This is a genomic window from Photobacterium sagamiensis (assembly GCF_050337085.1).
GTDB classification, from domain to species: Bacteria; Pseudomonadota; Gammaproteobacteria; order Enterobacterales; family Vibrionaceae; genus Photobacterium; species Photobacterium sagamiensis.
Genome location: NZ_JAKJSP010000003.1, coordinates 1 through 24,838 on the forward strand (window position 1 = coordinate 1; position 24,838 = coordinate 24,838).

General features: G+C 43.6%; 23 protein-coding genes and 2 pseudogenes. 13 read left to right on the forward strand and 12 right to left on the reverse strand.

Annotation, left to right across the window (positions count from 1 at the left end; genetic code table 11):
- The coding region (locus L4D76_RS00305) for a transposase (RefSeq protein WP_428438950.1) at positions 1-332 on the reverse strand (332 nt) is incomplete at its 3' end.
- Positions 333-536: 204 nt separating this feature from the next.
- Here L4D76_RS00305 and L4D76_RS00310 point away from each other — a divergent pair.
- The 4 genes from L4D76_RS00310 to L4D76_RS00325 all read left to right on the forward strand — a co-directional run bounded on the left by L4D76_RS00310 (position 537) and on the right by L4D76_RS00325 (position 5,751).
- Positions 537-2,846, forward strand: coding sequence for a DUF3604 domain-containing protein (locus tag L4D76_RS00310; protein WP_428438951.1), 2,310 nt, complete (start codon positions 537-539; stop codon positions 2,844-2,846).
- A 74-nt stretch (positions 2,847-2,920) separates the two neighbouring features.
- A complete protein-coding gene (locus tag L4D76_RS00315) occupies positions 2,921-3,862 on the forward strand; it encodes a peptidyl-prolyl cis-trans isomerase (protein ID WP_428438952.1) in 942 nt (313 codons plus the stop codon).
- Entirely contained in the window at positions 3,862-4,857 is a 996-nt protein-coding gene (locus tag L4D76_RS00320) for a HupE/UreJ family protein (RefSeq protein WP_428438953.1), read from the forward strand. Before L4D76_RS00315 ends, L4D76_RS00320 begins: the two co-directional genes overlap by 1 nt.
- A 264-nt stretch (positions 4,858-5,121) precedes the next feature.
- A complete protein-coding gene (locus L4D76_RS00325; RefSeq protein WP_428438954.1) occupies positions 5,122-5,751 on the forward strand; it encodes a DsbA family protein in 630 nt (209 codons plus the stop codon).
- 417 nt (positions 5,752-6,168) lie between these two features.
- On the opposite strand, the gene L4D76_RS00330 is transcribed toward L4D76_RS00325, so the two are convergent.
- On the reverse strand, positions 6,169-6,357 hold the full coding sequence (locus tag L4D76_RS00330) for a hypothetical protein (protein ID WP_428438955.1): 189 nt from the start codon (positions 6,355-6,357) through the stop codon (positions 6,169-6,171).
- Positions 6,358-6,424: 67 nt separating this feature from the next.
- The gene (locus L4D76_RS00335) at positions 6,425-6,898 is read right to left on the reverse strand and encodes a YtfJ family protein (protein ID WP_428438956.1); all 474 of its coding nucleotides are present in this window, start codon (positions 6,896-6,898) and stop codon (positions 6,425-6,427) included.
- Between the two features lie 370 nt (positions 6,899-7,268).
- Here L4D76_RS00335 and L4D76_RS00340 point away from each other — a divergent pair, with 370 nt between their 5' ends.
- From L4D76_RS00340 to L4D76_RS00355, 4 genes are all read left to right on the forward strand, one after another.
- On the forward strand, positions 7,269-8,954 hold the full coding sequence (locus tag L4D76_RS00340; RefSeq protein WP_428438957.1) for a ribulokinase: 1,686 nt from the start codon (positions 7,269-7,271) through the stop codon (positions 8,952-8,954).
- Positions 8,954-9,652 (forward strand): L-ribulose-5-phosphate 4-epimerase, encoded by a 699-nt coding sequence (locus tag L4D76_RS00345; RefSeq protein ID WP_428438958.1) that lies wholly within the window; start codon positions 8,954-8,956, stop codon positions 9,650-9,652. The genes L4D76_RS00340 and L4D76_RS00345 overlap by 1 nt, the downstream gene beginning before the upstream one ends.
- Positions 9,653-9,661: 9 nt before the next feature.
- Positions 9,662-11,155 (forward strand): L-arabinose isomerase, encoded by a 1,494-nt coding sequence (gene araA / locus L4D76_RS00350; protein WP_428438959.1) that lies wholly within the window; start codon positions 9,662-9,664, stop codon positions 11,153-11,155.
- Between the two features lie 61 nt (positions 11,156-11,216).
- A complete protein-coding gene (locus L4D76_RS00355; protein WP_428438960.1) occupies positions 11,217-12,365 on the forward strand; it encodes a helix-turn-helix domain-containing protein in 1,149 nt (382 codons plus the stop codon).
- Here the strand turns inward: L4D76_RS00355 and L4D76_RS00360 are convergent.
- Positions 12,305-13,618 carry a DUF4380 domain-containing protein gene (locus L4D76_RS00360; protein ID WP_428438961.1) on the reverse strand — a complete coding sequence of 438 codons (1,314 nt, stop codon included), beginning with the start codon at positions 13,616-13,618 and terminating at the stop codon, positions 12,305-12,307. The two genes, L4D76_RS00355 and L4D76_RS00360, sit on opposite strands and share 61 nt — an antisense overlap.
- Positions 13,619-13,690: 72 nt before the next feature.
- Complete coding sequence (locus tag L4D76_RS00365) at positions 13,691-14,917, reverse strand: glycoside hydrolase 5 family protein (protein ID WP_428438962.1); 1,227 nt, start codon at positions 14,915-14,917, stop codon at positions 13,691-13,693.
- Positions 14,918-15,199: 282 nt separating this feature from the next.
- Here L4D76_RS00365 and L4D76_RS00370 point away from each other — a divergent pair, with 282 nt between their 5' ends.
- Complete coding sequence (locus L4D76_RS00370) at positions 15,200-18,478, forward strand: DUF5107 domain-containing protein (RefSeq protein ID WP_428438963.1); 3,279 nt, start codon at positions 15,200-15,202, stop codon at positions 18,476-18,478.
- Between the two features lie 427 nt (positions 18,479-18,905).
- On the opposite strand, the gene L4D76_RS00375 is transcribed toward L4D76_RS00370, so the two are convergent.
- The 5 genes and pseudogenes from L4D76_RS00375 to L4D76_RS00395 all read right to left on the reverse strand — a co-directional run.
- Positions 18,906-19,163 (reverse strand): hypothetical protein, encoded by a 258-nt coding sequence (locus tag L4D76_RS00375; RefSeq protein ID WP_428438964.1) that lies wholly within the window; start codon positions 19,161-19,163, stop codon positions 18,906-18,908.
- 45 nt (positions 19,164-19,208) lie between these two features.
- Entirely contained in the window at positions 19,209-19,511 is a 303-nt protein-coding gene (locus tag L4D76_RS00380; RefSeq protein ID WP_428438965.1) for a type II toxin-antitoxin system RelE/ParE family toxin, read from the reverse strand.
- Positions 19,511-19,771 carry a type II toxin-antitoxin system Phd/YefM family antitoxin gene (locus L4D76_RS00385; protein ID WP_428438966.1) on the reverse strand — a complete coding sequence of 87 codons (261 nt, stop codon included), beginning with the start codon at positions 19,769-19,771 and terminating at the stop codon, positions 19,511-19,513. The genes L4D76_RS00380 and L4D76_RS00385 overlap by 1 nt, the downstream gene beginning before the upstream one ends.
- Before the next feature lie 431 nt (positions 19,772-20,202).
- Positions 20,203-20,286 (reverse strand): annotated as a pseudogene (locus tag L4D76_RS00390) (helix-turn-helix domain-containing protein); the annotation flags it as partial.
- A 47-nt stretch (positions 20,287-20,333) separates the two neighbouring features.
- A pseudogene (locus L4D76_RS00395) lies at positions 20,334-20,936 on the reverse strand (type IV toxin-antitoxin system AbiEi family antitoxin domain-containing protein); the annotation flags it as partial.
- Between the two features lie 23 nt (positions 20,937-20,959).
- Between L4D76_RS00395 and L4D76_RS00400 the strand changes: the two are divergent.
- Both L4D76_RS00400 and L4D76_RS00405 read left to right on the forward strand, forming a co-directional pair.
- Positions 20,960-21,322: a hypothetical protein gene (locus L4D76_RS00400; RefSeq protein WP_428438967.1), complete on the forward strand. Its 363-nt coding sequence runs from the start codon at positions 20,960-20,962 to the stop codon at positions 21,320-21,322.
- 70 nt (positions 21,323-21,392) lie between these two features.
- Entirely contained in the window at positions 21,393-21,707 is a 315-nt protein-coding gene (locus tag L4D76_RS00405) for an EAL domain-containing protein (protein WP_428438980.1), read from the forward strand.
- A gap of 268 nt (positions 21,708-21,975) precedes the next feature.
- On the opposite strand, the gene L4D76_RS00410 is transcribed toward L4D76_RS00405, so the two are convergent.
- Together L4D76_RS00410 and L4D76_RS00415 are read right to left on the reverse strand one after the other, a co-directional pair.
- The gene (locus tag L4D76_RS00410; RefSeq protein WP_428438968.1) at positions 21,976-22,473 is read right to left on the reverse strand and encodes a hypothetical protein; all 498 of its coding nucleotides are present in this window, start codon (positions 22,471-22,473) and stop codon (positions 21,976-21,978) included.
- Positions 22,474-22,523: 50 nt separating this feature from the next.
- Positions 22,524-22,871 carry a hypothetical protein gene (locus L4D76_RS00415; protein ID WP_428438969.1) on the reverse strand — a complete coding sequence of 116 codons (348 nt, stop codon included), beginning with the start codon at positions 22,869-22,871 and terminating at the stop codon, positions 22,524-22,526.
- Between the two features lie 364 nt (positions 22,872-23,235).
- On the opposite strand from L4D76_RS00415, the gene L4D76_RS00420 reads away from it, so the two are divergent.
- Both L4D76_RS00420 and L4D76_RS00425 read left to right on the forward strand, forming a co-directional pair.
- Positions 23,236-24,393 carry a tyrosine-type recombinase/integrase gene (locus L4D76_RS00420; protein WP_428438970.1) on the forward strand — a complete coding sequence of 386 codons (1,158 nt, stop codon included), beginning with the start codon at positions 23,236-23,238 and terminating at the stop codon, positions 24,391-24,393.
- Between the two features lie 116 nt (positions 24,394-24,509).
- Positions 24,510-24,830 carry a hypothetical protein gene (locus L4D76_RS00425; RefSeq protein ID WP_428438971.1) on the forward strand — a complete coding sequence of 107 codons (321 nt, stop codon included), beginning with the start codon at positions 24,510-24,512 and terminating at the stop codon, positions 24,828-24,830.
- Positions 24,831-24,838: the final 8 nt, after the last annotated feature.

Below are 24,838 nucleotides of genomic sequence, written 5' to 3' on the forward strand. Positions count from 1 at the left end.
ATAACAATCTCAGCATTCGGAAAATGATCTATAACAATCTCAGCATTCGGAAAATGATCTTCTAATGTCTGGTACACCGCATTGGTGTCATACATTTTGTCGGCACTTACGTGCTCGACATCCGTAATGATGGACTGACATAACGCCCCGACAACCTGATCATCCATGGTGTTTTTATCAGTGAGGACTCCGCTTTGAATAAAGTGAGCCTCATCAACAGCGAAATGCGCCTTTCGCCAGCTACGTTTTGCATTGACCCTGTGTTTTTCCTGGTGCCACTCATCCATACCAAACCGCTTGAGCCCCGTTGAATCAATGGCTATCGCTGTCATTATGTTTGTAAGGCATGTGTTAAATAGCTACCGGAATGAAAGGCTGGTTATGATAACTGAACTCAGTGTTAATGGAATCATTGAGTATTATCTGAGCGCTTCAACAAAGCCTTAGATTATTGAAATATGGATTTTTCAATCACATTTATGGGAATTATTTCACAATTTTTGATACCAAGCTAATCATCAAAAAAGGCTTTTTTTATGTATGTAAATATAGCGCAATCGTACCGAATTGGTGGTAGCGCCTTATGTCAAATTGGTGCTGTTGTTCATGTTGATGCTCATAGAGAAAGAATTTTACTGATGATTAAAAAAATACTGCTGGGCTTCCTGGCTATTATATTGATTTTACTGGCTGTCAGCTGGGCGGTGGGTTCGGCGGCGTTCTTTGACCGCGCGGTGCCGACTGAATCGAAAGCCTTACCGCGACCGATTGCGCCGACACCCCTTACCGCACCGTCATCCGATAGTCAGACTGTCGCTGTAGACAAGCAAATTCTATTCGGTGATTTGCATGTGCATACCAGTTTTTCAATCGACGCGGCGTTAACCGATACACCGGCGGCAAAGGGCACATCCTATACAAGCCCAGGGGATGCCTGTGATTTTGCTCGCTACTGTTCGGCACTAGACTTTTGGAGCATCAATGATCACGCAGAGAGTCTGACGAAATGGCAGTGGGATGTAACCAAAGACGCTGTGCGCAATTGTGATGCAGCTACCGATCCGACTAACCCAGATATGGTTTCATTCCTTGGCTGGGAATGGAGCAACGGTGCAGAAGGTCTTGGTCCGAAAAGTCACTACGGTCACAAGAATGTCATGTTCAAGGATACAGCAGAAGATCTAGTACCTACCAGACCGATTGCTGCCGATAATATTCACCGCACTCCAAGCAAGCTGCCAGCGCCTATACGTGGCCTAGCATGGCTGGCGATGAGTAACCTGAACCTAAATGGCTATCAAGCACTGGCAAGACAGATTCAGGATCTATCTGAAACGGAAGATTGTGCAAATGGCGATGTTAGAGATCTGCCAGCAGACTGCTACGAATTGGCCTCTACACCCAACGATTTATTTAAAAAGCTAGATCAGTGGGACTTTGAGGCTATTGTTATTCCACACGGTTTAGCATGGGGTAATACCAACCCAGCGGGCTCTGATTTCAATAATCAGATGGACCAACTCAATGACAAGTATCAGCGTCTAGTAGAGGTTTATTCGGGACATGGCAACTCAGAAGTATTCAGTGATATAAATTCACCTACGGCTGACGAAACCATCTGCCCCGTACCTTCTAATGGCTACATTCCCTGCTGCTGGCAATCCGGTGAAATTATTCGCCAGCGCTGTGAGGGCAACGGCAATAGCGATGAAGACTGTGATCAGCGTGCGGTAGAAACCCGCGAAATGTACATGGCCAACCGTGGAGTTCACAGCCAGTTCAGTAAGTCGCACGATGTAGTGCCGGACACCACACCGGATGATTGGGGTCAGTGCGACCAGTTAGTCGGCGAGTTCCAGTCAGCGTTTTATTATCGCCCCAAGCAATCGGCGCAATACATGCTGACTCTGGGTGAACCTGCTAAAGACGGCGAGAAGGCCAAGCGTTTCCGCCCTGGTATTATCGCCTCAAGCGATACTCATGCGGGACGTCCAGGCATGAGCTACAAAGAGCAGCAGCGCGTTCTCTTTACCGATGTCAAAGAACATATCAATGCTCCCAAGCTTGAGTCAGCATATGATCCTGAAATGGCAGCGCGTCAGGACCAGCCGGTAGAGCCGAGTGCTTTAAGCCTGTTCCCGGACTCAGAAGATCTGTCCAACGCCTTTTACGTCACCGGCGGCCTAGTTGCCGTGAACAGTGAAGGTCGCTCTCGCGACGCCATCTGGGATGCTCTGTATCGCCGTGAGGTCTACGGCACTTCCGGACCGCGTATTGGTTTGTGGTTTGACATGATCGACGGCGAGGGCAACAAGCACGCTATGGGTAGTGAAGTCAGCACCGACATCGCACCGCGTTTCAGCATCAAAGGCGTGGGTTCTATTAAACAAAAGCCTGGTTGTCCAGACTACGCAACTGAGGCGCTTGGCGCTGACCGTGTGGATAGCCTATGTCGCGGTGAGTGTTATAACCCATCCAATGAGTCATACGATATCGAGCGCATCGAAGTGGTTCGCATACTGCCACGTCAACCTGGCGACGGCAGCACCGAGGATCTGATTCAGGACCCGTGGCGCACATTTGAATGTGAACCGGGCAAGGGCAGCTGCGAAGTCGAATTTACCGATGAAGAATTCGTCAGCGGCAGCCGCGAGATAGTGTATTACGCTCGCGTGATTCAGGAAGCGACCGATACCATTCAGGGTGATCCACTTGGCTGTGAGTACGATGAAAATGGTCAGTGTGTGAAAACCAATATCTGCATGGGTGGCGGTTCTGAAGAGGATTGTATTTCACCAGCCGAGCATCGCGCCTGGTCATCCCCGATTTATCTGATGCCTAAATAAGCGCACAACCAGCGGGGTTAACAAGCATTAGGCTGTTAACCTCGCTCATTTGGTACAACGTGGAACCCTAGTAAATGCAGTTAAATTGTATCCGCAAGCCCTATGGGCATTTTATCTTGATTGGCGCTTTGCTGTTCGGTGGTCAGCAACTCACCACCACGGAGCTAATCCAAACCGTGAGTCGGCCCTCGCCGCAGCGTATTACCGAGCTGCGTGACGATTGGCTGAGCAGCACCGGCAAGGTGCCATCCGAGCAGCAGCTAGCGCAGTTGGTGCAAACAGAAATCGACAAGGAGATCATGTATAGCGAAGCGTTTAAGCGTGAGTTTCATTTAACAAATAGCGTTGTACGTCTGCGACTAATTCGCGATATGCGCTTTCTTGATTCTGAAAGTAAGGCTGATGACGATGAATTGGTCAAGACAGCTATACAGATGAACCTGCATGAGAATGATCTGGTTATCCGTGGCCTAATGATTCAGTTGATAGAAGAGCTTGCCTACAGTTCAATGAACATCCCCGAACCTCAAGAGCAAGAATTGCTAGCGATGTATGAACAACGCGCCAGCGAGTTTATGATGCCGCCGTTGGTGGGTTTTAGCCATATCTTTGTCAGTAACGACCGCAATCAGCAGCCAGTAGAGCGAGCACAGCAATTGCTGGCGCAAGAATTGCTCACACCAGACGCTAGTGATCCGTTCCGAAACGGGCTGAAATTTTCGATGTCGAATCAGCGGTTAATTGAACGTTACTTTGGTGGCGTATTTGCTAAACAGTTAATGACACTGGCAGCAGAGCAGCATTTGGTCGACGATCAGTCACCACAATGGCTTGGACCAGTGAGTTCTAGTTATGGTGAACACCTTGTATTAATCGACGCCTATACCTCGCCCAAACAAAGATCCTTTGCCAATGTGCGCAGCAAATTGCTGACCGATTGGCGTCGTCAGAAAGAACAGGCTGCTTTAGATGCGATGATGGTTAAATTGCGTAAAGAATATGAGGTTGAATCATAATGCGTATAGTTTTGTTATTTTGCTTGCTGATGGTGTCACAGCTGGCTACCGCACATGAATTAGCACCTTCACTGCTGCGTCTGGTTGAGCAGGCCGACCATAGTTTTCAGGTAAAGTGGAAAACGCCGATAAAAGTTAGAGGCAATAACTTGCCCCCGAAACCGATATTGCCGAATCATTGTAAACCACTAGCCGCTGCTGAACATGGACAAGAGGGCACTGCTAGAATCATGACTTGGCCGATGCGCTGTGAGAAGCCATTAGCAGGCTCAATATTGCAAGTGAAGGGCATGGCTGGTAGTGGCACAGCAACGCTAGTTAAAGTTGATTGGCTTGATGGCAATCGCATTCAACAGCTGTTGAATGTCAACAAGGATGCGTTGGTGGTACCCGAGAGGCAGAGCTGGCAGCAAGTCGCCGGCGAGTATACGGTACTGGGTGTAGAGCATATCTGGCTGGGTATCGATCACTTGTTGTTCGTATTGGCTCTGCTGTTATTGGTAAGCAACAGTCGACGTTTATTATGGACTATTACTTCGTTTACTGTAGGTCACAGTATTACCCTATCGCTGGTGAGTCTGGGCTATATCGATTTTCCGATTTCTCTGGTGGAATTTACTATCGCCCTCAGTATTTTGGTGCTGGCGATTGAGCTCAGCAGCAGCCGCGATCCCGCGCAGTTATCCGATCGCTGGATTCCCAGCCACAGCTGGTTGGTAGCGATTGGTTTTGGCTTGCTACATGGTATGGGCTTTGCCGCTGTTCTTAGCGAGATCGGATTGCCGGCAGGTGATATTCCAATGGCCTTGCTGACTTTTAACGTGGGGATCGAAATTGGGCAGATTATCTTCGTAGTGAGCTGCTTAGTGTTAATGGCTAGCGCGATGCGTTGGCTACCATCTATGACCCGGCAAGCACGTTGGGGCTGTATCTATGTGATCGGTTCGCTGTCGGCGTTTTGGTGTATCGAGCGGGGCTTGTCCGTGTTTAGCTGAACCCCGTGTCAGCGCCYATTGAAGAAGCCCGCTTACTGCGGGCTTGTTATTTTTGGCGGGTGGAAGGCAACATGAGCAATTTTCTTTACAAAATGAGCCAATCAAACAAACCCACAAGTTTTTCAAACTAAACATTAATTCAAGAGAACATTTAACATGCAAAAGAAAATTATACTCGGTGGTTAGGTTGCTTTTTTAGCGTTGGCGATTACAAATGGGATCACGTTAAATCGAGTGTTTACATTGGAGAACAACGCGGTTGTCATGACGAACGAAGAATTTTCAGATCGTCTAATGGACAATCGAAAAAGTATTGTAAAATCACTTGATAAGTATAGTTTCGAACAGAAGCAGCTTGCCAAAAAAGAAGCAATGGATAGTGTTGCAGAATACTCCGATGCGTTATATCAAGATAAGAACGATCCGGTAATGGGTAATCCAAATGGCAAGCATGTGGTTGTTGAGTTTATTGATTACAATTGCAGGTACTGTAAAAAACTCGCACCCACACTAGAACGATTTATTCAACTCGATCCCGAAGCTAAAGTGATTGTAAAAGAATATCCGATTTTCAATAATCAACCAACTTCACAATATTCGGCTTTAATGGGAACAGCTTTGTTTTACTACGACCAAGCAAAATATAGCAAGTTTCACCATGCCGTCATTACTCAACCTAAGATCACAAAAGAATCAGTGGAAGAAGTATTATTTTCACTTGGTATAGAAAAAATCAATCTAAAACCGCACTTAGAAAAAGCAAGAGATCACATCAAAAAAACACGTACTCTTGGGGTGCAACTAAAAGTTAAGGGTACTCCGACTGTTTTTGTTGGCGTAGAACGAATGAACGGAGGGTTTACAGCCGAAGATCTCATTAAGATGTTTAACTAGGTTACGATGATAAATAAGCGTCTATTTAAAGGGCGCTTGTTTACACTAAGTATCTGATCTGGTTTTCATTATCTAGTAAATTTAGTTGCATTAAACGGCTCCAGCTTGCGACAGAGCCGAAATTTCCGAGGATAGATTAAGAATTAGATATTGTATTTTGACAGAGGCGAATGGCAATAAAAAAGAAACCACTCTTCGCTTATGGATGTAAGGAAACGAAGAATGGTTATACTCCACGCCCATAAAAAAAGGCAGCATAAAAATATGCTGCCTAAGCCTAATCGGGGGTTTCAATGTAACTTCAACTGACCGTCTCCCCAAGTTACATATAGTGTTGGCTTAAAAATGTACCCTACATAACAGTTGCATCAAGGATTCATGCTATAGGTCTACTTTCTAACATCTTAGACTTAAACGCTATTGCGATAATTCACAATCAATAGGGCGTTTATGTTTAATGAGCTGCTCGTCACCATTACACGTACAAATTGCATTGTTTGGTCTTAGCTGAAGAACATCTGCGATATTGGCTAGAACGTCCATTCGACCTGTTTTCTCAGCAGCTTTCAGTATCAGCTCGAGACCGGTTTTAGATTTGCTTCCCACTGTAATCTCCAGACATAAAAAAAGCGCCACTAAGGCGCTAAAAATAAGGCAGTAAATAGGATTTTGCTTATTTAACAGAAGCAATTGCTTCCATAGCTTTTGCTTCAACATCAGCGTCAAAAGCGCCTTCGTGAGCAAAAACAACGACACCTTTTGCATCAAGAACTGCGATTAGAGCGCTTTTCTTTTCCATACCCAATTCTTTAGCGACAACGCCTTTAGAATCTAAGATGTAAGAGTTTTCTGGATCGCCCTTACCAGCTTTTTTGAATTCAGCTTTAATGAACATGCTAGCGCCCATAGGAGCATCTTTAGCATTGATGATGTGAACTTTACGAATACCGCCGGCTTCAGAGATTTTGGTGGTTAGGTCGTTATGAATTTCGTTAGCTTCTGGATGACCAGCATTAGCAACGAAGTAAGTTGCCTTTCCTTCAAGAACATCAGTGCCCCAAGCTTCAAATGAACCAGACTCAGTAGCTACACCACCTTTGATGATTTCAAATTCTGGAAGAGCTTGACCTACGATAACGTTAGACATGATTGTTTCCCTTTATGTTTTTAGCTAGTAATTTGTTGAGATAGATATTGCTATCATTTTGGTTCAAAAAACTAGAGGTAGAGCATGTTTGTAAAATAGATGAAGGGGTTTGTTAAATATCGTAATTAAACCGATTGATTGTGAGTGTTTGACGACGAGCTTGATGCCTTCTTCGGTGATTTCAAAATCAGTGAAGTCTACAGGGGCAACATTTTCTGGACTCTCAACGTGTTGTGCGCCTAATCCACCAGCTCAACAATTACGATATTTAACAACCATCATCCCCTATTTGTTTAATGTGCCAATGGTCTCATTTCATTAAATTTCCATGAGGTAACTTGTCCGAAAATACACTAGCGAGACGTTTTCAATGAAACCTGCGGATAAGAAATACTTAATCGGTTTAGACTTTGGTTCCGACTCTGTGCGGGCTGTAATCGTCAGCGCACAAAACGGCAAAGAGAAGGGCAGCGGTACTGCTTTCTACAAACAATGGATGGAAGGTTTGTTTTCAGATCCTTCTAAATCTAAATTCCGTCAGCACCCGTCTGACTACATCAATGCAATGACCAAAGCGATTAAAGACGCTATCGCTGATTCTGAAGAGGGTATTGCTGCGAAAATCGTAGGTATTGGCGTAGATACAACGGGTTCTACTCCTGCACCGGTTGACAAGAACGGCGAAATCCTAGCGCTTAAGCCTGAATTCTGGGAAAACCCAAATGCGATGTTCGTACTTTGGAAAGATCATACTTCTGTAGAAGTAGCAGACCGCATTAACAAGCTAGCGGCTTCTGAAGAGTTCGAAGATTACACTAAGTATATTGGTGGCATTTACTCATCTGAATGGTACTGGTCAAAAGCTGCTTACATTGCAGAGCAAGATAGCTCTATTCATGAAGCTGTTCACTCATGGGTTGAGCTTTGTGACTGGATTCCGGCATTGCTTTCCGACACTACTCACCCTAATAAAATTAAGCGCGGTATCTGTGGCGCAGGTCATAAAGCATTGTGGCATGAATCATGGGGCGGCCTGCCTTCTCAAGACTTTCTAGCTGCTATCTCTCCAACACTAGAAGGCATGCGTGAGAAATACTCAAAGACTGTTTATGCCTCTGACTCTACTGCTGGGAACTTAACAAAAGAGTGGGCAGATCGTCTTGGTCTTAATGAAGGCATTGCTATTGCTGTAGGCGAGTTTGACTGTCACATGGGCGCTGTTGGTGCTGGTGCTGGCGCAAACGATCTAGTTAAAGTAGTTGGCACATCTACTTGTGACATTCTAATGGTTGATGCTGAAGAGCTTGGCAATCAAACAATCAACGGTATTTGTGGTCAAGTAAACGGAAGTGCATTGCCTGGCCTTGTTGCGCTAGAAGCCGGTCAGTCTGCATTCGGTGATATCTACGCATGGTACAAGCGTCTTCTATCTTGGCCTTTGAAAGAGTGGGCTGCACAGAACCCAGATGATAAGCAGGTAACTCGCGATATCGAAGAGAACATTTTCCCAATGCTTTCTTCTGCTGTTAACTACCGCGACAATAGCATGGGCGCACTTTCAGTTGATTGGCATAATGGTCGTCGTACACCAAATGCTAACCAGCGTTTAACTGGCGCTATTACCAATCTAAATCTTGGCTCTGATGCGCCTGAAGTATTCCACTCTCTTGTTGAATCTACAGCGTTTGGCGCAAAGTCTATCTGTGATTGCTTTGTATCTCAGGGCGTTAATATTAAACGTGTAATTGCGATTGGCGGCATCTCTAAGAAATCACCGCTTGTAATGCAGACATGTAGTGACGCACTTAACCTAGATATTTCTGTTGTCGAGTCAGAGCAATGCTGTGCTATTGGCGCTGCAATCTTTGCCGCTGTAGCTGCTGGTCTATTCAAAACGACTGAAGAAGCTCAGGCAATCATGTCTAGCCCTGTTTGTCAGATTTATCGCCCTCGAGCAAAAGAGTCTGCTGTATACCAGCAACGCTTTGAAGCTTATCAAAATCTTGGTCAGGCAATTGAGACGCTTATTATGTCCGGCGTTAAGGGCGAGATGTAATGAGCAATTTAGCCCAGCTACGCAAAGACGTTTATGAAGCTAATATGGCGCTTCAAGAATACAACCTGATTACTTTCACATGGGGCAATGTCTCTGGTATCGATCGTGAACAAGGGCTTGTTGTTATCAAGCCTAGTGGCGTTCCATATGAAGAGCTAAGCCCTGAAAATATGGTTGTGGTTAATCTAGAGGGCGAAGTAGTAGAGGGAGACATGAACCCGTCTTCTGATACAGCTACTCACGTACAGCTATACCGTACATACAAAGACATGGCTGGTGTCGTTCACACTCATTCCCCGTATGCGACATCTTGGGCGCAAGCAGGTCGTGCGATTCCTGCTTTGGGTACCACGCACGCTGATTACTTCTATGGAGACATCCCTTGCACTCGCGCTTTAACAAACGAAGAGCTACAAGGTCAGTACGAGCTAAATACGGGGTTAGTAATCGAAGAGGCTATTGGTTCAGCAGACCCGATGGCGATACCGGGCATTATTGTGAAGGAACATGCGCCATTCACATGGGGAACGTCTCCGAAGAACGCGGTTCACAATGCAGTTGTCTTGGAAGAAGTGGCGAAGATGGCCTACCAGACAATTCAAATCAACAAAGAAGTAGCCCAGTTGAATTCTGGTCTATTGGATAAGCATTACCTACGTAAGCACGGCAAAGATGCATACTACGGTCAGAAGAAGTAAGGAATAACAATGAAAGCATTTAATAAAAAAGTATGGTTCGTAACAGGCTCTCAGCATCTTTACGGCGCGAAAGTTCTAGAAGAAGTAGCGCACCACTCAGAAGTAATGGTTGGTGGTCTAAATAAGTCAGAAGCAATCTCTACTGGGTTTGTTAACAAAGGCACAGCTAAGACAGCGGAAGAGATTCTAGCTGTATGTCAGGCGGCAAATAACGATCCTGAATGTGCTGGTCTTGTATTGTGGATGCACACGTTCTCGCCAGCAAAAATGTGGATTGCCGGCCTTAGCCAGCTTAATAAGCCATTTACTCATCTTCACACTCAGTTCAATGCCGGTCTTCCTTGGAATGAAATCGACATGAACTTCATGAATACTAACCAGAGCGCACACGGTTGTCGTGAGTTTGGTTTCATCGGTACTGCGATGAACCTAGAGCGTAAAGTGATCGTAGGTCACTGGGAAGATGAGGGTGTACACGCAGAGCTTGATACNTGGTGTCGTGCTGCTCAAGGTCTTGCTGAGTCACGCACTCTAAAGGTTGCTCGCTTCGGTGACAACATGCGTAACGTTGCGGTAACTGATGGCAACAARGTANCTGCTCAAATCAAGTTTGGTTTTGAAGTTCACGCATACGGTCTAGGTGAACTAGCTGCGACAGTAGACATCGTTAAAGATGAAGATGTGGAAGCACTCGTTAAGACGTATCACGAGCAGTATGACGTTGTTTACGGGATGAATGCAGACAAAGAYGAGACTGATCGCTTGCTACGCACAGAAGCGCGTCTAGAGCTTGGTATGGAAATGTTCTTGAAGAGCAAAGGATGCATGGCATTYGCTAACACTTTYGARGACTTAACCGGTCTAACCAACTTGCCTGGTCTAGCTACTCAACGCTTGATGGAGAAGGGTTACGGTTACGGTGGCGAGGGTGATTGGAAAACTGCTGCAACGACTCGTATTCTTAAGGTTATGGCAACTGGTCTAGCTGGTGGCACTTCATTCATGGAAGATTACACTTATAACTTTGGCGCTGTAGACCAAGTTCTAGGTGCACACATGCTAGAAGTATGTCCAACTATCGCCAAGAACAAGCCGACTATCGAGATTCACCGTCACACTATCGGCTGTAACTGCCTAGTACCTCGCATGATCTTCACCGGTCAAGAAGGTCATGGTCTTAATTTATCTCTAATCGACTTGGGTCCACGTTTCCGCATGATCGTGAATTCAGTTGATAGCGTAACGCCAGAAGCAGAGATGCCAAATCTACCGGTTGCAAGCACTCTATGGGAACCACTACCGAATCTTAAAGTCGCTGCAGGCGCTTGGATTTATGCTGGTGGTGCTCACCACACTGTTTATTCACAGGCAGTAACAGAAGAGATGCTTTACGACTTCGCTGAAATGGTTGACGTTGAGTACGTGCAGATTGATGAAGATACTAAGATTCCAGCATTCAAGCAGGAACTACGTCATAACAATCTTTTCTACAGACTAAAATAGTCATACCCATAAACTAAATAACCCCAGAAAACTTATGGGGTTATTTTTTTGAGGAAACGTAATGAGCACAATAAGCATTTTAGATGTTGCTAAATCCCTTTTTCAAATCATAAGGGAGTATGTTGACAAGGGGTTGACGGAAGAACAGTTGTACGGGCTAATTAGGAAATCGCCGATTATTTTGGAGCGTAATTGTCATATTCTTAAAAAGGCGATTGTTGATTTCGATATTGTCTCATTGTGTGAAAAGTGGAGATCTGTATTTTGCGGTCAACTAAAGCCAACTGAGAAAGAAGCTCTTGCTTTTATTGCCGAGATACATGCTGGCATAGAGGCTAATTTCTTTAAAGTTGATAGAAGCTGCATAGCAAGTGGCGATATTAGCAAGCGTGGTGACTGGAGTGATTTTATTGTTCATAAACAAGGTGTTAAGACAGGTATTAAAGCGGGGTGGTCGATTCACTTAGCGACCAGTGGCGGTGCAGAGTATAAGTGTGCGAATAAAACACTAAAGGCATCTGTTGGTGACTTAGTTTTGTTGTCACCTATCGCGTACTATGACTTCAAACGAAGCGACGATTATGACGAGTTGGAACGATTGTGGTGTATATTCCCATCTGAGAGTCATTTAGTTGACTTGCTAACTTGGCCGGAAGTGGCATCAGGTGTTTTTCATATTAGATGCGACGACAAAGAGCATGTATTGAAATACATTTCAATTTTTAAGGAGATTGAGAGCCTTAGTAAAAATGATGACAAGTTATCAATAAGAATGAGACGTAACCTTGTCGAACAGTTATTACTTAGAGTTAAAAAACACATACCAGAAAACACAAAATGCCCTGTTGACCAACGAGTGCATAAAGCTATTAAGTTCATAGAAGATAATTTCTGTGAGGCAATAGATAACGAGGTAATTGCCGCCGCAGTCGCTACATCGCCAAGTAACTTGATACGTCTTTTCAAAAGAGAGGTTGGGATGAGTGCGCTTGCTTTGCGAGACAATAAGAGAATGAGTTTTGCTGCGGATAAGCTGGCAAATAGCAAGCTGACCATTTGTGAGATAGCCAACTTGCTAGGATACTCTGACCAAATGTACTTCTCTCGTTGCTTTAAAAAGAATTTCGGAATTTCACCAACATCATACCGTCAGAGATATTTTTCTTGGTCTACCTTGCAGCTAGCAAGAACGATTGACTCGCCAACATGATCTTGTTTTAGAGATATTACAAGCTTAGATGCACTTAATGGTGCTGTGATGGTCTTATTAATAACGATGGCATTAATAGGGGAAACACAGTCTTCTATCAAGCCGTTCTGTATCATATTCCCGGCATCGTCATATACACACCATTCCAACTTGCCGCAACTAAATACACCGAAGCGACCGCTTATATCAACTTCAGCGCCATTACGACGAGCCATAAGAGGCTCTGACGTCACACCGGCTTCAGTACAGTCAATAACTGGGTAATCGCCACCAATCGAACAAGAGTACCAATCGTAGAAGTAAGTATACTTTTCGCCTGGATTCATCAGCGCCATTGGACTAACCACTTCGCTTTCGAAAATATACGGATTAGCAACTGGATCATCTGGCATATCAATTAGATCGTTGTATGCGTTTATTTGTCCAGTCCCGTTGTGCCAAAACTCAACACTTGCACCGTTTGGATATTCAATGTCTTCTTCGAATTCGAAGCACTGCACGAATACCTTTCCATCTTTGCCGTCTACTGTGGCAACCCACCCATTAGGTGAATCTAGGCCAATCTTGCCTACCTTGTAGAAGTAATCGACCTGAATTAGACCGGTGTCTTCATGCGTAATCCATGACGGATTATCTTCTTCGCCAAATAATATGCCGTAGCCTCTCTTAAATTGGCTGTTTGGATTGATTGGGCACCAAGCTCTCATTAGTTCGTTGTAGCCTTCCTCGTCTCCGTTAGTGGCGTCTAATTGAGTATGAGCCCAAATCCCCCAGCGACGAGGTTTCGTGCCAATATTTAGCATGCTGGATTCGATAGACACTCTAGTAGAGTTGGGGAATATCTTCACTTTACGAGATAAGCGAATACCGCTTCTATGATCATCGCCACTAGTCAGAAGAATTGAAGTGTCATCTTCATTTGCAATAGCATTGTATGGCTTACCATCCAGAACAGGGCAAGGTGGACCAGGCCATTGCTCTTCGCTATCCCAACCTTGAGGCGCAAGCCAAATTTTATCTCCACCAAAGTTAAGATGGCCGTTATCTTTTGAAAGACCGGTAACAGGCGAGGTAACACCCGCATGAAGTGGGTTAACGTAGAAAAAGTCTTTTTCACCTAAGCTAAATTGGCTAATTCGACCGCCAATATCAGGCACTACTTGAAGAGAAATAAGGTCATTCTTGAGTTGATATGAATTCCAAGACTCATAAGAGACGTATTTTATTTGTGGCGCTATGTGTTTATCAGTCATTTTTACCACCTAAAAAGCCCCTACCAAATGAGAACAGAAGGGGCTTTTCTATTTATTGGTCACAAATTGGAGTTAAGCTATGCTAACTACCTTCATGATTATTTCTAGAAGTTCTCGCAATGCTTTCTTAGCTTCTGGGATACTTTCACAGTTCTTTTGCATCTCAAGAATGTGAACTGATGGCAATTCATTCATTGGAACTGCTTCGGCACACTCAAGCTGGTTAGCAATTGTTTCAGCGCAAGACAGAACTCGACCAATGTATTCTTTGTAGTCACCGTAAGGGCTAAACTCTTCACGTAGAAGCGTTTTAGCTTCAACGATTACCTTAGTTGAGTGATGTTCTTTGTCAGTGTAAGTCGGGATGATTGTTTCAGGGTTGCGGTTACGGAAGAAGCCAAGTAGAGCTGCTGCAATTGATGGATCGCGAACAGTGCCGTCAGGGTAAACAACGCCGTGAATGTCTTTCCACATTGCCGAACCAATCATTAGTTCCCAGATAACAAAGCCAACGTTCTCTTCTTCGAAGACCCCAATAACTGCATCGTATGGGTTAGAACGAGCGGTACAGCACATCTCTGTACAGAAGAACTCTTTACCTTTAGATTCTGCAATCTTACGAGCCAGAGCGATTTTCTCTTTAATCTTAGCTCGGGTAGGGCTGTAGTCGTGGAAAGTGATGATGTCTACTTTATCAGCCATCTTCTCGATTTCCGAAGCGTCAGCTACACCACAAGTAAGTTTAGCAGCAGGGCAAGTTTCTTTCATGAAACTCATGTAGTGGTCTACAAATCCCCAAACACGGCCAAGCTGTTCTTCTTTCTCTTCGCCCTCAGTTAGCCAGATATTTATGTTACTTGTTGGCTCATTCATCACGTCCCAAACGTACACGCCTTCGTGATCACCAAATGCATCAAGAAGCGCTTTACAGTAGGCTTCACCTTGAGGATAGAAATCGTCATCCCAGTTGATAGTTCCCGGATTAGATAGCCACATGAAGTGATCTATATCGTACTCAGGTTCGATATCACAGAAACACGCATCGAATACGACCAGCTGAGTTTTAATGCCTTTTGATAGTGCTGTATCGATGAAGTGACGAACGTTAGCTAGGAATGTTTCTGAATCGTGCTCGTAGCATGCGTAGCTTAGGAATATTCTGGCTAGATTAAGATCTAGACGGTTAGCGTAAGTAAGCTCTTTCTCAATTAGCGTCGGATCATAGTCTCGCCAGAATTCAACAGGGTTTCTAGCAGTGCTTGGTGCGTAATTAAAACCACGAATTTGATTTGGTGTCATGGTAAATGCTCTCTTTGTTTAACAGATGGTCTTAATTATTCACCATAAAAAGGAGGCGCTATATGTAAAATCCGTACGCAAATATGGATATTCTGGGCATAAATACAAATATAAGATGTTCATCAATAATTGTAAAAATAAGCACATATGTAATATTTAGCCGCATATATGGATATTAATTAATAGAATTTAAGATCCTGCGCATCTTCAAAAAAATAGAATAGAGAGATGTATAGGATGGCGTCATAGACATCACGCACAACACAAAAGGACTAAAAAGCAATGAAACAGCCTGTGATTGCTTCTCATGAAAAAATTGTACTACCTACATATGTGCCGCCAGAGGCTTCTGAGTTGCCATTCTATTCTGAGTTTCGCCAACATCAAGGCTCAACTGGATATGCTTACCCAAACCGAATCACTCAGGGTGTAGAGCGCGAAACCGTAACTGACGTTGAATATGACGTTGTTCGCCTAGAGAACGAATATATCCGCATTCTTATTCTTCCTGCCCTTGGTGGCCGTATCCTTGAAGGCTACGATAAGAAAAATGATTACCACTTCCTGTATCGTCATACGATGATCAAACCTGTATTGGTTGGTAGCTACGGCTCTTGGATTTCTGGCGGTATGGAGTGGAATTTCCCTTTCCACCATCGCCCATCTACTTTCATGTCTGTTGATTACGAAATGGAAGAAAAAGAAGACGGCACTATGATTTGCTGGCTATCTGAAGCTTCTTGTTCTCCAGGTCAGTACCGTATTAAAGGTATGGTTGGTATTGCTCTACGTCCGGACGCATCTTACTTCGAAACAAAAGTTAAACTTGCTAACCGCACCGAAACTGAACACCCATTTATGTGGTGGGAAAACGCTGGTGTTCATGTAAATGATGATTACCAACTGTTCTTCCCTCAAGACGTTAACTGGATTCACCACCATAACGACAACCACCACGCAACGTTCCCAATTCATAAGGGTTGGTACGCTGTGGAACGCACAGACGAAGAAACTGACATCAGTATTCACAAGAATACTAAGAAAGGTAACTCGTTCTTCTCAGGCCCATCTAAATATGACTTCTTCGGTGGCTATGATCATCGTCGTGACTGCGGCGTTATGCACGTAGCAAACCATCATATCTCTCCGGGCAAGAAGATGTTCCAGTGGGCATTAGAAGATCTAGGTGATGCTTGGAACTCAAACCTTACTGATTGCGATGGCGAACACGCTGAGTTAATGGCTGGTTCTTTTGCTGATGACCAACCAGATTTCACATGGCTTGCCCCATTCGAAACTAAGTCATTTTCTCAATTCTGGTACCCATTCCAAGAAATCGGCTCACCTGTATACGCAGACCTAAATGGCGCAGTTGCAATTGACCGTGAAAAAGGCGAAGTAGGCTTCATCTCAACAACGATTCACGCTGGTGCAAAACTTGTAGTTAAGTTTGGCGACAAAGTTGTTATTGAAGAGACTTTCGACATCGCTCCTTCTGAAGCTGTACGTTTCAATTCTGAAATGACTGACGAGCTATTTACTGTTGAGTTATACAACGGTAAAGGTGAGCAGCTATTTAGCTACACAGAAGATCGACCAGAGCTAGTTCGCGTACCGGAAGATAATCCAGGTCGTGTATGCCCGAACGATTTGACTACAGCTCAAGAAATTACTCTTGCTGGCCGTCACGTTGAGCAATACCGTGATCCTGTATGGAAGAAAGAGGAATACTACACAGTAGCTCTTGAACGCGATCCTAAGTACATTCCTGCACTTATTGGCATGGCTGGCGTTAAGTACGAAAACGCTATGTACGAAGAGGCGTTAGATTTCCTACGCCGCGCAGAAGAAATGCAGAACGTTTACAACCAGAACCCTTCTGATGGCACAGTGAGCCATATGAAAGGTCTGAACCTATTCGCTCTAGAGCGTTTCGATGAGGCTTACGATGCATTCTACAAAGCATCTTGGAGCCACAACGTAATTTCTTACTCTATGACATTCATTGCTGCTATCGATTGCATGCGTGGTGACTACGATAAGATGTACGCTCATGCTAATCAAGCAATCAGCCGTGAAGCTGAGCACCCAATTGCAGGTACTTACGCTGCAATTGCCGCAGCTAAACTTGGCAACAAGGAAGAAGCGGTCGCTAGAATAGAGGCTATTCTTGAAAACGATAAGCTAGACCATCTAGCGCGTTACGAAAAAGTACGCATGACTGACGGTTCAATCGAAGAGTTCTTCTCTGGACTGAACAGTAACCCATCTCAAACAGCTCTAGATATAGCATTCGACCTATTTAACGCTGGTTTGATGGATTGTGCGATTTTCCCTCTAGAAGCTCTGAAAGAGTTTGGTCAGCCATCTGCTATGGCTCTGTACACTCTGGCTTACCTACAAGAAATTGATGGTGATTTAGAAGGCGCTAAAGAAAACCGTAAACTAGCGTCTGTAATCAAGCCGGTAGACACATTCCCATACCGTCCAATTGAGATTAAGATTCTTGAAGCGGCTGTTACGGCTAACCCACAAGATGCTATGGCAGGCAACCTGTTAGGCTGTATCCTATACGACAAACGCCACTTCGAAAAAGCAGAAGCAGTTTGGGAAGCGACAATCGCTGCTAAACCAGACTTCTACATGCCTTACCGTAACCTGTCTATCGTTAAGTACAGCAAACTTGAGAAGCGCGAAGAAGCACTACCACTTCTTAAGAAAGCTCTTGATCTTAAGCCTGGTGATGACTTCCTACTTAAAGAAGTTAACTACGTTATGGGTCGTATGGGTACTGACGGTCATGAGCGCGTTGAATACGTTGAAGCGAACATGCCAGAAAAACCATCTGATCACCTAACTTGGGAACTTGCTGACGCATACAGCAACATCTTTGAGTTTGATAAAGCACTAGACGCTCTATACAACCATGAGTTTGTGGCAGCAGAATGTTGTGAGACTTACCTAACAGAAGCTTACACGTTCGCTTGCATGGCTAAAGGTCGTATCGCTCTAGAGCATAACAAGCTTGAAAAGGCACTTGAGTTGTTCGAAAAGGGTCAACAGCTACCGGCTAACTTCCGCGCTGGCTGGTGGGACACTCAAGCTCTATATCACATCCGTTACTTCCAAGCAGAAACTCTGATGAAACTTGGTCGCGGCGTAGAAGCTCGAGCTATCGTTGACGAACTGGTTACGTTTATTCGCTCTGCTTACAGCCCATACATGGGCCCAGAAGTGGAATACTACATCGCATCTGCTTACCGACTAATCGGTGAAGAAATCACTGCAATTAAATTGATGAGCAAATCTACTGTAGAGTGGGAGAAGGAGCTATTAAGCGATATCGACCGTAAACTTCCAGCAACTGCTGTTTACATCTCTCACGTAGATGACGCAGCGAAAGTTTACAAAGGCGCTATCCTGACTGCTTTGGGCTACAGCAAGCTGTTCTTCGGCGAACCTGAAGCTGCCCGTGAGCTGTTTGCCAAGAGCATCGAAATCGCACCTGATCATATCAAAGCGAAATTTGAAATAGCTATGCTGGATAAGAAATTCAGCTAATCCTATTTATAGCTAGAGTTAAATACCGCTCAATATGAGCGGTATTTTTGTCTATTGTTTGTGAAGTGCAAACAGCAGGTATATTGAGTAGGGTGAGTTTTTTTGATGCGCCCAGATAATACCCAGTTTGAATAGCCACCGTCTCACTAGACACTACAGAGGTAGTTGCTGAAAAGTGATAACAACTTCTTTGTAGCATAGGCGATTCAACGGCATGTAGTATGAGTAGGCATAAACTACCTCTGTAATTAGTCTTTCTTCAAGGTGTTTAGTGTTTTCACTGGTTCTGTAATGGACGGCTTTGTTGCACTACTAAAGCTTTGTGGTCTTTTGATGCGGTTAGGCGACCCGGTAGCTATTGGGCATCCCAAGGTGAGTAAAGCGATTTAAAATAGAACAACCGAGTAACATTTCCTTTGACTGATTTTCAAACTCTCTGCTGTGTAATGTATTGCCGATGATCTTCTTGTAACGTTGCATGGCTGTTTCTGAGATATTCCTTTTGCCGTATTGCCGCACGCTCTGCCAACCGATAATGCCAAGGGCGAAGCCAACCTATCAGGTTGCTCATCCGCTTTGGGTGATGAACCTCATCGGCAAACGTATTGTCTTTCGGCGGAATAACAATCTCAGCTTTCGGAAAATAATCTTCTAAGGTCTGGTACACCGCATTGGTGTCATACATTTTGTCGGCGGTAATGTGCTCGGGGCAATGAGTTGAATAAGTAAACTAGTTAATTTTTTCGAAATGCTTTTGAGGGGACATCGACTTACCTAGCACGGCAACAATGACAATTTGTGCAGGTTGCTGAATGTAGTAAATGACATGATGTTTAAGAGGAAAGCGAAAATAGTTATCGCCCAGATCTAAGGTTTTAGTCCCAATCGCAGGACTTTCAGCCAGCAGGGTTATCGTCGACTTCAGTTCTGCAAAGTAGCTTTGCCACTGAGCTTGTCCCCATTTACTTAGTGTGTATTGTCGAATATCAATGAGATCTGCTTGGCCACCGGTTGAAAGTACATATTTGCTCATTAGTCCAACATGTCCTGTTCAAGTTGGTTAAAAAACGTTTCGCCATCGACAAGGTTATTTTCAGCGATGTCTTTTTCTGCGGCAGCAAAACGCATTTTTACAAATTGCAGTTTCAAGGCTTCTAGTTGAGCATATTCTTCACATGACATGACGACAGCAACAGGTGAACCGTTCTTACAGATCTGTACTGGCTCACGTTGCACTTTCATGAGTAGATCACCAAATTTAGTTTTGGCAGTATTGGCCGTTAATGATTGCATAAGTTATTCTCCTCTCGATTCGTTTATTATGAACGAATCGAACGATTTGGTCAAAACCGAAGCCCTCAAAACTTCAGTCGGGCAGCACAAAAAAGAGCCTGACAAGTCAATCCAGTATTGTTCGACTCCGTGGACTCTGATGATTAAGCAATGTGACATTTCTAAGTTGGGGAAATGTGACATCACTATATTGCGCTTACATCCGTCCCAAAATTCGGTGCGTTAAATGCCCATTATGGTAAATAGCCAACTTTAGCCCTCAAAATACAGATCACAACGTCTAGAATTGCCATAGCTGGATTTCATACAATTGATCAAGGCTATATGCTTCCGAAACGGTCTGTAAGTTTGTGACGGTTTGAGAGCGATTAACAGGGTGATTTTGAACGTTCTGATTTCAAGGTGTTTATTGCGCCAAACGGTCATTCCCCTCAATTAAGCACGCTATACACCGTCGTCCGGCTGCAACCAAATTCTTTACTGATCGCATGCTTGTTCATACCTTGCGACCACAGGCAACATCTTGATCAGTAGCGAAACTTGGCGGTAATAAACTGACTCTTTATCCATCTTTATCTTCATTTTTGTGAGCGAGAGACTCGGGGACTGTAATTTGGTAGCGTTCGTCCAATCGGCCTTTGGCTACAACTTGTCGCTTACCTGAACCAAGCTTTATTTGGGATTCATCAAGCCTCTTTGTCCATTGGTGGTCGTAATAGTGGCAGAGAAATAAAAATATGCGGTTGGTTTGAACGGCACTGCTTCGGCTAAGTATGGACTGTATTTTACGCGGACTCAGGTTCACTAAGCCTTGAAACAGCTCTGCAGCGTGCTCAAAGCTGATCAGCTTACCAATTGCATCCACTACTTCATAGGCTGCCAACTCGGGGCTGCTCGCTTTAACCTCTTTTCCTTTCACCGATACGGTGGTGAAGTCTTTATCGGTCAGTTCGGCTAGCTTGTGACTGCTGGAATACAGCCAATCCTGATCTTCGATCTCGCGAAACCACTTTGGTAGGGACTGTTTGTTCTTGATCCCTACCCAGACTTGTTCTTTACCCAACTGAAGATAATGGCTCAGCCCTTGGTGGCTTAGGCTACTCAAGCCTGCTAAGTGGACAGGTAGATGCAATTGATAAGTGAGCGCGTTGAGCGCATCAGCCCAACCCTTTGCAAGTAGGTGAACTTATGAATCATTCATCTGACAGTATTGATGACAAACAAATTCAGATGATTTTATCTGGCACAAGAAAGTTTGATTGTGAAATACAAGATTTAATTAACGATGACGAACTTGGGCTTAAAAACCATATATATGTTAATTTGAAAAATATAAATAATACACTTATTGAATACTCTTTAGTTAGAAAAGGTAAGTGTATCAGTTCGATTTTTAATTTGCCTTTATCAATAAAAACAATATATGAGTTAGATAAATTATTATTATCAAAACTATCTAATATCAAGGTTGATAAACCAATAACTTTTTCTATCCATGCATCTTCTCTGATGTATGATGAATTTCATGATTTGATATTAAATCTAAATTGAATGTAACCCAGAGGTTTTCAAGCGTTCATTAGTTCTTTTAAACTTTAGAGAACCATTCGCTAGGGGTAATATAAACTTTGACTCAAATATTCAATTTTTACGTCTTAATACTAAAGGTGTTATATTGAATGGTTTTGGTCATGGTAATTCGACATTTGCAGTTTTAGAGCAATATGATTTTGATGGGATAAAAATAAATAGGCTATTTAATGAGATTGCTGGTAGTCAAAACCGTAGAAAACCATTAATAAAGCTTATAATAGATGAATATAAATCCCGAGGTAAATTAATTCTTGGAACTATGGCTTATACCAAAGAAGAGCATGAGTTTTTTAAATACTTAGGTGTTGACTATTTTGAAGGTGTTTTCTCCATGGAAGAGTAAACATTTAATAATACAATAAAAAGGGCCAGCAGAAATGCTGGCCTTTTATTGTAGTTGTTTAGATATATGTTAACAAACTTATTAGATTCATCAATAGAACCTGATTTTACGAAACGTTGCTTATCTACTTCGATTGCGCAAGCAATTCTGCTGTTCTTCATTCTACGGTGAGCTTCATGAGCATCATCGGTAGTGTATTCGCTTTGTCTTTCGTCAAGAGTAAAGTCCTTGATACAAAAGAGAATTTCCCAAACCTCATAAACTCACCTCAATCTGTTAGTCGAATGAAACTTTGAGTATTAGAATCAGGAAAACACTCCATTCTAATTCTGTGCAGTTCTGAATCCTCCGTCTCATCCACCAGCGCAAAATTACGCACGAAATGATAGAGCTCGTAAAAATCATTGTGAACATCTTTTATATCTTCATAAGAGTAGAGAAGGTTTGCCATATTGCAGGCAAAGTATGATGTAAGTGTTATACTGGCGGTATCTTTAGATAAGTTAACATCAGTATAGAAAGATCCATCATTACCCCCTATAATGTTTTGGTTTGGATTAATTAATTCAATGTCTAAAACGGCTTGGTTCAGATTATCATCAAAGACTACAACTAGAGTTTTATGCCAATTAAAATTGGGATGACATTGAATAAACACATGGCCGACACTGTGACTCAACGCTGATAGTGAAATATCAAACACAGCTTCACTTTTAGATATTGCGCTTAACCACGTTGGAAGCGTCATTTTTGTTACTTTCGTCATTGCTGACTCCTTTTAAAATTATGGGTGGTAATGGTTGGTGGTTAGATTTATTAACTGGTAGGAGAGGGGGCTTCACACCAATCTAAAAATATCTTGTTAAGATATTCATCCCAAGTTACTAAATCAGGAAGTTCTTCAAATTGAATTAGGTGCTCATCTAATAGCTGAGCAGCTATTTCATTAGCAATTTCATAATGACAATGTCCGGGGGATATATATCCTTCGGTATGAAAGCGATCAGCTTTTCTTGTTAAATTGACTGAATGCTCAGTGAGATTGTGAATTAGTGAAGATTGAGCCTCATATAATTGGGTGACTTCGAACTTCTTGAATTTAAGGTAACTAACAAGGCCATCGACCAGATAGTAGTGACAACAATACGATTCTTCGTCATACATAACGGTATTATCCTATGCTGTTAAACAGTTACAGTGTCACGTACTGATGGTTTTGAGATTTCCTGAGTAGATTAGGAATTGTTGGGGGTATGCCGAGTGTTGGCAGGTAGGTATAAGGCCAATTCTCTGGAACTTTCAGGCCATGCTTCCAGTATTTGCACGTAGTGCAGTAGATAAATCAAATTTACTACAACAATGTGAGTATATGTAGGAATTTGTGGTCAATTTTTGCCCTGACTGGTATAGAACATTATTACCCGATATAATGCCAGTTATATCTGGTAAATAAGGTACTTAAGGGTGGGGTGTATCAGTGACACCGTAACACTTTCATTTTTTTGCTTGAACGGAGTTGTTATCCATCATGAGTGATAAAGTATATTCTCATCCAGCCCTACCATCTAATACAGGCCAGCTCGTTCAGTATGCGGTTAGCCGGATTAAGAAGCCGAAGGAGCAAAGGCAATACGAAGAGATGATCGATGCCTTGATGAAGGCTTTGTTGCGTGTTGCTGATAAATCGGCTTTAGATGATGGACAGAAGAAGCAAGCCGGTGAAGGTTTTGCGTCTTTCATTGCCAATGCTACTGGCCGAAGCCTAAACAGCCTGCGACAAATCAAACATTCTCTCAATCTTTACCTTACCTGGTGTGCCGGACTTAACTATCCTTCTCTGCCTGCTGATAAGTATGCTGTCGCCCAGTATTTAGATTGGCTTGATATTTCTAAGGGTCACGCCCCGTCAACGATCAGTTCTCACCTATCTGTAGTGTCACTCCTCCACCGTATTGCCGAACTGGTTGATATAACGAAAACACAGCATGTCATAGATACCATGGCCAGCATTAGAATGAACGCCATTCGCAATGGCTATACGGAAAAACAGCAAGAAGGCTTTCGCCGGCACCACTTAAATGATCTGATTGATGCATGGGCTGATAGTGGCCACCCAAAAGATGTTCGCGATCTTGCCCTGCTCTCCATCGCTTGGGACAGCCTTTTGCGTGAAAGTGAGTTGGCCAGATTGACTCTGAGTATGCTCCGGTTTAACAGGAAAACGGGCCATTACACTGGCAAGATCGGCTACACTAAGACCACCAGCAAAAAGAAAGACTCAGCAGGAAGCGTGTTTTTTGTTAGCAAGCAGTCATATGATTTACTGCTAAAAGCTATTGAATTAACAAATGGTGATGTGAATGACAAACAGGCACTCGTTTTCTATCCGCTGACAAAAACCGGAAAGGTAAACAAACGATTCTGGGACGAAAATTTTGGTTTCTCTCCATTGCGTGGCGAGTCCGTGGATAAGATTTTCGACAGGGCGTACCACTATTTGTCCCCAGAAGATGTGGATAAGCCTTGGCGTGGTCACAGTGCCAGGATTGGTCGTGCGCAGGATTTATCGGAGGCCAATGCCACAAACAAGCAGATAATGCAGCTTGGCCGGTGGGAAGATCCTAAAATGCCTTCACGTTATACCCGTGAACAAGATCTAAGTGAAATTGCAGCCCAGTTTGTTTAACGGATAAGAATTTAAGCCAGCAGCACTTTCGTCCCACGGTTTTCTTGCTTCCGTCAAAAAACAAGCCAATTAAGGTTCCTCCCGGTCTTTAGAATGGAAGAAAAAGAGATGGCCACATGGGATTACTTATAATTGAAGTTGATGGTGTTAACCATGGTGCGTGTGTTTGCGGATTAGTCTTTGGTAATCCTCTATCAGAACAAGACCGTTGTTCACCTAGCTGCACAGGTTTGGTTAAGCCCAAAGGAAAAAATCGATCTAACAGCGCGACATTACAGGAGTGTGTAGCCTCAGCATTGCCCTACCAAAGTAAGACTCAATGGCGTAATGCGGCCGCCCGGCTTTACCATAGAGCACATCGACAAGATTGGATGTCTTATTGCACCGCTCATATGAAGAATCGAGGTTGTGTCGCAAACTGGAGTGCTGAGTTATGATCTCCGTT

Excerpts from the sequence above, each read along its gene's own strand:
- L4D76_RS00310 (WP_428438951.1), top strand. The coding sequence starts at position 537 with ATGTATGTAAATATAGCGCAATCGTACCGAATTGGTGGTAGCGCCTTA.
- L4D76_RS00315 (WP_428438952.1), top strand. The coding sequence starts at position 2,921 with ATGCAGTTAAATTGTATCCGCAAGCCCTATGGGCATTTTATCTTGATT.
- L4D76_RS00320 (WP_428438953.1), top strand. The coding sequence starts at position 3,862 with ATGCGTATAGTTTTGTTATTTTGCTTGCTGATGGTGTCACAGCTGGCT.
- L4D76_RS00325 (WP_428438954.1), top strand. The coding sequence starts at position 5,122 with ATGACGAACGAAGAATTTTCAGATCGTCTAATGGACAATCGAAAAAGT.
- L4D76_RS00335 (WP_428438956.1), bottom strand. The coding sequence starts at position 6,898 with ATGTCTAACGTTATCGTAGGTCAAGCTCTTCCAGAATTTGAAATCATC.
- L4D76_RS00340 (WP_428438957.1), top strand. The coding sequence starts at position 7,269 with ATGAAACCTGCGGATAAGAAATACTTAATCGGTTTAGACTTTGGTTCC.
- L4D76_RS00345 (WP_428438958.1), top strand. The coding sequence starts at position 8,954 with ATGAGCAATTTAGCCCAGCTACGCAAAGACGTTTATGAAGCTAATATG.
- L4D76_RS00355 (WP_428438960.1), top strand. The coding sequence starts at position 11,217 with ATGAGCACAATAAGCATTTTAGATGTTGCTAAATCCCTTTTTCAAATC.
- L4D76_RS00360 (WP_428438961.1), bottom strand. The coding sequence starts at position 13,618 with ATGACTGATAAACACATAGCGCCACAAATAAAATACGTCTCTTATGAG.
- L4D76_RS00365 (WP_428438962.1), bottom strand. The coding sequence starts at position 14,917 with ATGACACCAAATCAAATTCGTGGTTTTAATTACGCACCAAGCACTGCT.
- L4D76_RS00370 (WP_428438963.1), top strand. The coding sequence starts at position 15,200 with ATGAAACAGCCTGTGATTGCTTCTCATGAAAAAATTGTACTACCTACA.
- L4D76_RS00375 (WP_428438964.1), bottom strand. The coding sequence starts at position 19,163 with ATGTATGACACCAATGCGGTGTACCAGACCTTAGAAGATTATTTTCCG.
- L4D76_RS00380 (WP_428438965.1), bottom strand. The coding sequence starts at position 19,511 with ATGAGCAAATATGTACTTTCAACCGGTGGCCAAGCAGATCTCATTGAT.
- L4D76_RS00385 (WP_428438966.1), bottom strand. The coding sequence starts at position 19,771 with ATGCAATCATTAACGGCCAATACTGCCAAAACTAAATTTGGTGATCTA.
- L4D76_RS00400 (WP_428438967.1), top strand. The coding sequence starts at position 20,960 with ATGAATCATTCATCTGACAGTATTGATGACAAACAAATTCAGATGATT.
- L4D76_RS00410 (WP_428438968.1), bottom strand. The coding sequence starts at position 22,473 with ATGACGAAAGTAACAAAAATGACGCTTCCAACGTGGTTAAGCGCAATA.
- L4D76_RS00415 (WP_428438969.1), bottom strand. The coding sequence starts at position 22,871 with ATGTATGACGAAGAATCGTATTGTTGTCACTACTATCTGGTCGATGGC.
- L4D76_RS00420 (WP_428438970.1), top strand. The coding sequence starts at position 23,236 with ATGAGTGATAAAGTATATTCTCATCCAGCCCTACCATCTAATACAGGC.
- L4D76_RS00425 (WP_428438971.1), top strand. The coding sequence starts at position 24,510 with ATGGGATTACTTATAATTGAAGTTGATGGTGTTAACCATGGTGCGTGT.